General features: G+C 64.2%; 10 protein-coding genes and 1 pseudogene. 4 read left to right on the forward strand and 7 right to left on the reverse strand.

Annotation, left to right across the window (positions count from 1 at the left end; all coding sequences use genetic code 11):
- Positions 1–79: 79 nt before the first annotated feature.
- The gene (locus tag MRY84_RS17480; protein WP_291506975.1) at positions 80–571 is read left to right on the forward strand and encodes an aminoacyl-tRNA deacylase; all 492 of its coding nucleotides are present in this window, start codon (positions 80–82) and stop codon (positions 569–571) included.
- Between the two features lie 47 nt (positions 572–618).
- Positions 619–1,284 (forward strand): glycerol-3-phosphate 1-O-acyltransferase PlsY, encoded by a 666-nt coding sequence (plsY, locus tag MRY84_RS17485; RefSeq protein ID WP_291506976.1) that lies wholly within the window; start codon positions 619–621, stop codon positions 1,282–1,284.
- A 35-nt stretch (positions 1,285–1,319) separates the two neighbouring features.
- Here the strand turns inward: plsY and MRY84_RS17490 are convergent, their stop codons facing one another.
- The 3 genes from MRY84_RS17490 to MRY84_RS17500 form a co-directional block, all read right to left on the reverse strand.
- Positions 1,320–2,369: an HD domain-containing phosphohydrolase gene (locus MRY84_RS17490; protein WP_291506977.1), complete on the reverse strand. Its 1,050-nt coding sequence runs from the start codon at positions 2,367–2,369 to the stop codon at positions 1,320–1,322.
- A 26-nt stretch (positions 2,370–2,395) separates the two neighbouring features.
- Positions 2,396–3,037: a TIGR02281 family clan AA aspartic protease gene (locus tag MRY84_RS17495; protein WP_291506984.1), complete on the reverse strand. Its 642-nt coding sequence runs from the start codon at positions 3,035–3,037 to the stop codon at positions 2,396–2,398.
- 140 nt (positions 3,038–3,177) lie between these two features.
- Positions 3,178–3,663, reverse strand: a complete 486-nt coding sequence (locus MRY84_RS17500) for a YajQ family cyclic di-GMP-binding protein (RefSeq protein WP_291506978.1) — start codon at positions 3,661–3,663, stop codon at positions 3,178–3,180.
- A 73-nt stretch (positions 3,664–3,736) separates the two neighbouring features.
- Here MRY84_RS17500 and murB point away from each other — a divergent pair, with 73 nt between their 5' ends.
- On the forward strand, positions 3,737–4,810 hold the full coding sequence (gene murB / locus MRY84_RS17505) for a UDP-N-acetylmuramate dehydrogenase (protein ID WP_291506979.1): 1,074 nt from the start codon (positions 3,737–3,739) through the stop codon (positions 4,808–4,810).
- A 129-nt stretch (positions 4,811–4,939) separates the two neighbouring features.
- On the opposite strand, the gene argG is transcribed toward murB, so the two are convergent.
- The 4 genes from argG to MRY84_RS17525 all read right to left on the reverse strand — a co-directional run bounded on the left by argG (position 4,940) and on the right by MRY84_RS17525 (position 8,007).
- Positions 4,940–6,277: an argininosuccinate synthase gene (argG, locus tag MRY84_RS17510; protein WP_291506980.1), complete on the reverse strand. Its 1,338-nt coding sequence runs from the start codon at positions 6,275–6,277 to the stop codon at positions 4,940–4,942.
- Between the two features lie 85 nt (positions 6,278–6,362).
- Positions 6,363–6,680: a pyrimidine/purine nucleoside phosphorylase gene (locus MRY84_RS17515; protein ID WP_291506981.1), complete on the reverse strand. Its 318-nt coding sequence runs from the start codon at positions 6,678–6,680 to the stop codon at positions 6,363–6,365.
- 151 nt (positions 6,681–6,831) lie between these two features.
- Positions 6,832–7,485, reverse strand: coding sequence for a glycine zipper 2TM domain-containing protein (locus tag MRY84_RS17520; protein WP_291506982.1), 654 nt, complete (start codon positions 7,483–7,485; stop codon positions 6,832–6,834).
- A gap of 150 nt (positions 7,486–7,635) precedes the next feature.
- Positions 7,636–8,007: an arsenate reductase gene (locus MRY84_RS17525; RefSeq protein ID WP_291506983.1), complete on the reverse strand. Its 372-nt coding sequence runs from the start codon at positions 8,005–8,007 to the stop codon at positions 7,636–7,638.
- A 48-nt stretch (positions 8,008–8,055) separates the two neighbouring features.
- On the opposite strand from MRY84_RS17525, the pseudogene MRY84_RS17530 reads away from it, so the two are divergent.
- Positions 8,056–8,446: pseudogene (locus MRY84_RS17530) on the forward strand (bifunctional folylpolyglutamate synthase/dihydrofolate synthase); the annotation flags it as partial.

Consider the following 8,446-nt stretch of genomic DNA (forward strand, 5'->3'; position numbering starts at 1 on the left):
GATCTCGGGGCCTGCCGAGGGCGTGACTGCCGCGCAAAACGCACCTGGGTACCATTTGCGATTCCCAGCGGACAGCACCATGGCAAAGAAAGAACACGTCTCCGAGACCCAAGCCACCCAGATGCTCAAGGCACACAAGGTGGCCTTCACCGAGCACCCGTACGAATACCTGGAGCACGGCGGTGCCTTGCACAGCGCCGAGGTGCTGGGCCTGGACCCGTTCACCGTGGTCAAGACGCTGGTGATGCAGGACCAGGATGCCAAGCCCCTGCTGGTGCTGATGCACGGCAACCGCAAGGTCTCCACCAAGAATCTGGCGCGCCAGATCGGCGCCAAGTCGGTGGAGCCCTGCGCGCCGGAGGTGGCCAACCGCCACAGCGGTTATCTGGTGGGCGGCACCTCGCCGTTTGGCACGCGGCGTGCAATGCCGGTGTACATCGAAGAAACCATCCTCGGGCTGCCGCGCATTGCCATCAATGGCGGACGCCGAGGTTTTTTGGTGCAAATCGATCCGCAAGCATGCGTTCAGCTGCTGGGTGCCAAGCCAGTGCATTGCGCGCTGGCAGAATAGCCCGCCGCGGATCTTTGTCCGCGTACCACTGACCCTGAGGAGCTGCCTTGACCGCCGTGTACCCCATCCTTGCCGCTGTGGCCGCCTACTTGCTGGGCTCGCTGTCCTTCGCCGTCATCGTGACGCGGGTGATGGGCCTGAGCGATCCGCGAACCTATGGCAGCAAGAACCCTGGAGCGACCAATGTACTGCGTTCGGGCAGCAAGGCGGCAGCCATCGTGACGCTGATACTGGACGCCATGAAGGGCTGGCTGCCCGTGGCGCTGGTCATGTGGTTTGGGCAGCCCTATGGCTTGGACGAAGGCACCGTGGCGATGGTGGGGTTGGCGGCCTTTCTGGGCCACCTGTGGCCGGTGTTCTTCCGCTTCGAAGGTGGCAAGGGCGTGGCCACGGCGCTGGGCGTGCTGCTGGGCATCAGCGTATGGCTGGGGCTGGCCACGGCGCTCACCTGGCTCATCATCGCGTTCTTCTTCCGGTATTCGTCGCTGGCTTCGCTGGTGGCCGCAGCGTTTGCGCCGGTGTACTATCTGCTGGTGGATGGGGTCGTGTGGTATGCCGAAGGACCCATTGCAGCGTCCATCGTGGTCATGGCCTTGCTGCTGGCATGGCGCCACAAGGAGAACATCCAGCGCCTGATCGCGGGGAAGGAGTCGCGGCTGGGCAGCAAGAAGGCTGCGCAGGGCGAAGCCGCCCCACATCAACCCAAGCGATAGAGCCCTCCGGCCGGGCCGGGCGGGGGGCGTTGGATTCAGAGCGCGCCGGGCCCGGTCAGCAGCCCCCGCAGCCCCGCGCCGCTGTGCTGCGCGGCGTACAGACCCAATCGCACCATGGTGCGGTGGTTGAGCTCCAGGCTCACCGCCGATCGGGCCAGAGCCGACTGGATGCGCCGCTTGCCCGTGGCGGTCTGGTAGAGGCTGGGCTGGGCATGGTGATGGCCCGTGGCGTCCAGCAGGCTGGCGACCAGGGGGTGGTTGGCTTTTTCGCTGCGGCGCAGCACGATGGCCGTCTCGCCGTTGTCCAGTTTCACGAAGGTGCCCGGCGGGCATAGGCCGATGGAGCGCACCAGCGTGTAGCTCACCTCGTCGCGCTGCTCGACCTCGCTGCCCACGAGGGCGCGCACCGAATCCGTGGCGCTGCGGCCAGCGCGTGATTTGCGCGGACTGATCATGGCGGCGTAGCGGTCGATGGTGCCCAGGATGCGCGTGAGGCGGTCCTGTGGCTCCTGCCGAGCCAGCGGCACCCGGTCGGTGACCGTGGCGTGGTGTTGCCCCACCACCTCCAGCCACAGGCTGTCATTGATGAAGAGCCGCTCCAGCAGCATCATGCTTTCTTCGGGGTGGCCCAGGATGGCTTCCTGCTGGCTGGCCGTGGGGCGTTCGCGTTGTACGGCCAGTTCGTCCTGCAGAGCCGTCATGCCGATGTTCATCGTCAGTGCGGCCCGCACCAGGCTGTCGCGTTCTTGCGCCGGCAAGTGCAGCTCGTGCGCCATGATGTGGCACAGCGTGCCGCACACCAGCGCGTGCGAGGCGCTGTAGCCCACCATCGAGGTGGCGGCCAACTGGAACATCAGGTACAGCGCTGCGTCGATGTCGTGGGCCACCAGGTCCTGCAGCCAGGCATCGAACTGGCGAACCTTCGCCGGAAAATCCTGCACCTGCAGAGGGCGGGACAGCAGCACCGAAAGCCCCGACTCCAGGTCGGACCACAGGCTCAGCAGATCCTCGTACTCGACCTCGGCTTGATGGCCAGCGTGGTGGATTCCAGCAGAGGGGGTACCGGCAGTGGGGTGCACAGACATGGGCGGCGGCGCTTTGGAAGGAAGTATCAGTTGCGCTTTTCGAGCACCATCTGGTCGTTGATACGGGTCATCTGGAACTCGGTCAAAAAGCTGTTGCCCAGCAGCACGTAGGGCATGGACTGTGGCGTGATCACCGCCTCGACTCCGAACACTTCCACGTCACCGATGCGCACCGAATCGAGCTTCATGCGCCAGCCCTGGGCCACGCCGTTGGCGGTGTTCATGCGCACAGGCTGGCCCTTTTGGTAATTGAGCCCCAGCCGGTCGGCGTCGGTGCGGCCAATGGCAACGGTGGAGGCCCCGGTGTCGACCATGTACTGCATTACGCGGCCGTTGATGGTGCCGGTGTTGACAAAGTGCCCGCGGCTGTCGGCCATCAGCACCACCCGCTTGCCGCTGCCGCCCCGGCCACCCACGCTCACGGGAGCCTCGCCCAGCCGCAGCACGCGCCGCTTGCCCTGGACTTCGACCGTGGCCTCGTCCTTGTCAATGGAAATGACCTTGACCCCTTGAAACTCATCCCCCGCTGCCAGGGCCCGCGGCGGGTGCGTATCCACCACCAGCAGCGCCTTGGTGCCCAGCATGCCGGCGATGCCCACCGACTGGGCGTGCGCCCAGGAAGGCGCGAGACAGAAGGCAGCCAGCAACGAAGCAGCCCGCAGGCACATCTTCACGCTGCTGAGCCTGGCGCGCCAGGTTCGAAACCGGCCCGCCCGCCACCGGCGGACGCTGTGGAACTGGCTTTGCCAGGCCACTGGCGTCGTCCCCCCTCGGGGGGAAGGCGCGAAGCGACTCAGGGGGGGCATCTCTAGTCCCGGAAGTTGTCAAACGACAGCGGCACGTCCGTCACATCCTTGCGGATAAGGGCCATGGCGGCCTGCAGGTCGTCGCGCTTGGCGCCCGTCACCCGCACCTTGTCTTCCTGGATGGCGGCTTGCACCTTGAGCTTGCTTTCCTTGAGCAGCTTCTGGATCTTCTTGGCCAACTCGCTCTCGATGCCGTTGCGCACCTTGATGACCTGCTTGACCTTGTCGCCGCCCATCTTCTGCACGTCGCCCACGTCCAGGAAGCGCACGTCCACGCTGCGCTTAGTGAGCTTGTTGCGCAGGACGTCTTCGATCTGGGTGAGCTGGAAGTCGGCGTCGCCGATCAGGGTGATGTCCTTGTCCTTGATTTCAATGCTGGCGGATGTGCCCTTGAAGTCGAAGCGGGTGCCGATTTCCTTGGCGGTGTTCTCGACGGCATTTTTCACTTCAACCAGGTTGGCTTCGCAGACGGTGTCAAAAGATGGCATGGTGGCTCTCAATCTCGGGGAACGGGGTAGCAAATCGCGGGCGCCTGAAAGGGCGGGTGCGACAATCGGGCCAATGGTAGTCGAGAAAAACACCCCCTTACAGCCCTGGAACACCTTCGGCATTGCGGCGCGTGCGCAAACCCTGGTGCGCGTGCGCTCCGTGGCCGATGTGCATGCGGTGCTGGCCGATGCGGCCTTGGCCCCGGCGCCGAAGTTCGTGCTGGGTGGTGGCAGCAACATCATCCTGACGGGCGACGTGAAGCCCGTGGTGCTCAAGATGGAGATCAAGGGGCTGCGGCTGGTGGAGGAAACAGCCAAGGCCTGGATCGTCGAGGCGGGCGCGGGCGAGGTCTGGCATGACGCCGTGGCCTGGACGCTGGCGCATGGCTTCCCGGGCCTGGAAAACCTGGCGCTCATTCCTGGCACCGTCGGGGCATCGCCCGTGCAGAACATTGGTGCGTATGGCGTGGAGTTGCAGGACCGTTTCGAGTCGCTCGACGCCATGGATCTCGCCACAGGCCAGTCGTTCAGCCTGGATGCTGCGCAATGCGGCTTTGGCTACCGTGATTCCGTGTTCAAGCATGCGCCTTCCGAGTCGCCGGACGGCAGCGGATTGCCACGCGGCATGGGCCTGGCGGGGCGGGCGGTGATCACCCATGTGCGGTTTCGCCTGCCCAAGCCATGGAAGCCCGTGCTGGGCTACCTGGACCTGGAACGCCGCCGCGCGCAAGAGGGCGTGGAACACCCCAGTGCGCAGCAGATTTTCGACTGGGTCTGCGAGATTCGCCGCGCCAAGCTGCCTGACCCCACCGTGGTGGGCAACGCGGGCAGCTTCTTCAAGAACCCCACGGTGTCGCCTGACCAGTGCGCCGACATCATCGCGCGCGAGCCCAAGATCGTTCACTACCCCATGCCCGATGGCAGCATCAAGCTGGCGGCGGGCTGGCTGATCGATGCCTGCGGCTGGAAGGGCAAGTCCATCGGCAAGGCCGGCGTTTATGAAAAGCAGGCGCTGGTGCTGGTGAACCGGGGGCAGGGAAGCGACAGCGTGACGGGAGGCGAGGTGATGACCCTGGCCAAGGCCATCCAGACCAGCGTGTATGAGCGCTTTGGCAACCGCCTGGAGCCCGAGCCCGTGGTGGTTTAGGCCAGCAGCCACCTTGCCAGCATAGAAAAAAGCCACCGTCTCCGGTGGCTTTGCTCATTTTTATATAGCTACTGGCGCTTGCAGTACAAGCGCCAGGGCCATAATTGACCCATATTCTGGGTCCAGGGCTTACTTGCGGTCGTTTTCCAGTTGCGCCAGGGCGGCATTGCCACCCAGCGACAGCAGGCCGGCGCGCGAATACACGCCCAGCTTGTCGCGCGTGTCCGAGATGTCCAGGTTGCGCATGGTCAACTGGCCGATGCGGTCCAGCGGGCTGAACGGCGCGTCTTCCACCTTTTCCATCGACAGGCGCTCGGGCGCGTAGGTCAGGTTGGGCGACTCGGTGTTCAGCAGCGAATAGTCGTTGCCGCGGCGCAGCTCCAGCGTCACGGTACCAGTCACGGCGCGGGCCACCCAGCGCTGGGCGGTTTCGCGCAGCATGATGGCCTGGGGGTCGAACCAGCGGCCCTGGTACAGCAGGCGGCCCAGCTTCAGGCCGTTCATGCGGTACTGCTCGATGGTGTCCTCGTTGTGGATGCCGGTGACCAGACGCTCGTAGGCGATGTGCAGCAGGGCCAGGCCGGGGGCTTCGTAGATGCCGCGGCTCTTGGCTTCGATGATGCGGTTCTCGATCTGGTCGCTCATGCCCAGGCCGTGGCGGCCACCGATGCGGTTGGCCTCCAGAATCAACTCGACGGGGTCGTTGAACTCCTTGCCGTTCAGCGCCACGGGCTGGCCTTCATTGAAGGTCACGGAGACCTCCTCAGCCTTCACGTCGACCTCCGGCTTCCAGAACGCCACACCCATGATGGGGTTGACGATGCGGATGCCGCTGTTCAGAAACTCCAGGTCCTTGGCCTCGTGTGTGGCGCCGAGCATGTTGCTGTCGGTGCTGTAGGCCTTCTCGGCGCTCATCTTGTAGCCAAAGCCGGCCTTGGTCATGAAGGCGGACATCTCGGCGCGCCCGCCCAGCTCATCGATGAACAACTGGTCCAGCCAGGGCTTGTAGATCTTGAGCGAGGGGTTTGTCAGCAGGCCGTAGCGGTAGAAACGCTCGATGTCGTTGCCCTTGAAGGTCGAGCCGTCGCCCCAGATGTTGACGTCGTCTTCCTTCATCGCGGCCACCAGCATGGTGCCCGTCACGGCGCGGCCCAGGGGGGTGGTGTTGAAGTAGGTGAGGCCGCCGGTGCTGATGTGGAACGCGCCGGCCTGCAGCGCGGCAATGCCTTCGTGTGCCAGTTGGGTGCGGCAGTCCACCAGACGGGCCTTCTCGGCGCCGTATTCCATCGCCTTGCGCGGAATGGCGTCGTAGTCGGGCTCGTCGGGCTGGCCCAGGTTGGCGGTGTAGGCATAAGGGATAGCGCCCTTGAGCTTCATCCAGTGCAGCGCGGCGCTGGTGTCCAGGCCGCCGGAAAACGCGATGCCGACCTTTTGGCCAAGAGGGAGGTTCTGGAGAATGGTTGCCATGAAATGCTTCTTCAAAAATGATAGCTGCTCGCGCTGTATGGATCAGCGCTAGAGGCTGAAATCATCAGATCTCAGCCGGCTTGTTTCAGCCGAAGTGGCAGATGTAGTGATAGGCCTCGGTCACCCGGATGTCGAACTTGGAGTTGCCGGGCACGCTGAACTTGTCGCCCGCCGAAGACTTCACCCAGGTGTCGGAGCCGTCCAGCTTGTATTCGCAGGAGCCGGCCACGCATTCCATGATCTCGGGCGCGCCGGTGTTGAAGGTCAGCGTTGCGGGCAGCACCACGCCCACCGATTTCTTCGTGCCGTCGGCAAAGGTGATGCCGTGGCTCACGCACTTGCCGTCAAAGTACACATTGGCCTGGGTGGTGACGGACACGCCGTCGATTTTTTCGGTGGTCATGGAATGCGCTGGGGTGGTAGGAGGAAACCCAAGATTTTAGGGCAGGGGGCAGCGGTTCTGCCGCTGATCACGGCTGGCGTGTGGGCCGGCGTGCGTTGCCCATGAAAAAGAGCCCCGAAGGGCTCTTGTTTTGTGCTCTTGGCCAAGCGGGTCAGCGCCAGTACGGGTTGCGGTGGTGCGGGTAGTACGGGCGGCTGTCGTAGCCGTACTCGATCACCGTCACAGGCGGCGTCACATAGGTGGGCTGCTGGTACACCGGCTGCGCAGGATAGGTCGAGGTCACCACGCCCGGCTGGCTGTACACGCCCTGAGAGGCGTAAGGGTCGGGTTGCGTGGAATACGTTTGCCCGGTGGGCTGCACGCTCAGCGGAATCCAGCGGCCGGGGTCGGTCTGGGTGCGGGTGGTGTATTGCCGACCTGCGTACTCGTACACCACGTCGTAGCCGACCGTGCGGTTTTCATAGTACGTCTGGGTCGTGCAGCGCTGCACCGTTTCGTACTGGGGCTGGCCGCCCTCGATGTGGTTGCCCAGCACGGCACCGCCAAGCACGCCGATCGCCGTGGCAGCGGCGCGGCCGCGGCCCTTGCCGAGGGCATTGCCCGCGGCACCGCCCGCACGGGCGCCCATCACGGCGCCAGCGCCGGTAGTGCGGTTGCCGCTGTAGACCGTCTCGTTGCCGCATACCTGCTGCGGCGTGGCGACCTGCTGAATGACGGGTGTGGCCGAGAGCACGCGGCCTTGTTCCTGGGCGCTGGCCATGGTGGCGACAGCGGCCATGGCAGAAAAAATGACGATCTTTTTCATGGAGAAACTCCTTTCGGGTCGGTACATAACGCACCAGACTCACGAAAAGTTTAGGCGCGCCAGGTCAATCAGGGGCAGGGCGGCCGTAAATCTGCGTAAAGATTTGTGCAATTTCCCCGCCTTGGAGGGCTTTCTTCATGCCTTGGGCGCTCAAGCGGTCCACGCAAGCCATTGGTCGGGCACGTAGCCCACACTGACATGGGTGCGTCCGCCGGTCTGCCACTCGACAACCGGACGCTTGATCACGCTCGGCTGCGCCTGCAGGAGTGCGGCTGCGCTCTCTTCACCCTGCACGGCGGCTTGAGTCGCAGCGTCGAGCTTGCGCCAAGTCGTGCCTTGGCGGTTGACCAGTTTCTCCCAGCCGACGGCGGCCATCCAGCCGGGCAGATGTTGGGCCGGTACACCCTGCTTCTTGAAATCATGAAAGGTGTGGTCCAGCCCCTGCGCGGTGAACCAGGCGCGGGATTTCTTGACGGTGTCGCAGTTCGGAATGCCGTAGATGGTGATGTGTGAGGTTGTCATGCCGGAGATCATCCCCGAACTTGCGGCTGGGCGACAATCCCGCTCCGTATGCAAACCAAAATCCACACTCTGGAAGGCTGGCTCAGCCACTGCGAGCAGCTGCATCCCCGCAACATCGATATGGGTCTGGACCGTGTCCGCGAAGTGGCCCGCCGCATGGCGCTGCGGTTTGACTGCCCCGTGATTACCGTGGCAGGCACCAACGGGAAAGGGTCCACCTGCGCCATGCTGGAAGCGGTGGCGTTGCAGGCAGGCTATCGCACGGGTGTGTACACATCGCCCCACCTGGTGCACTTCGAGGAACGGTGTCGCATCCATGGCGATATTGTTGCTGCTTCTGATTTGATAGCGCACTTCGAGGCCGTGGAAAGCGCCAGAACACAAAATGGCAATGAGGTGTCCCTCACGTACTTTGAGTTCACCACGCTCGCCATCCTGC

It is taken from the genome of Acidovorax sp. (assembly GCF_022763525.1).
Lineage (GTDB): Bacteria > Pseudomonadota > Gammaproteobacteria > Burkholderiales > Burkholderiaceae_C > Acidovorax.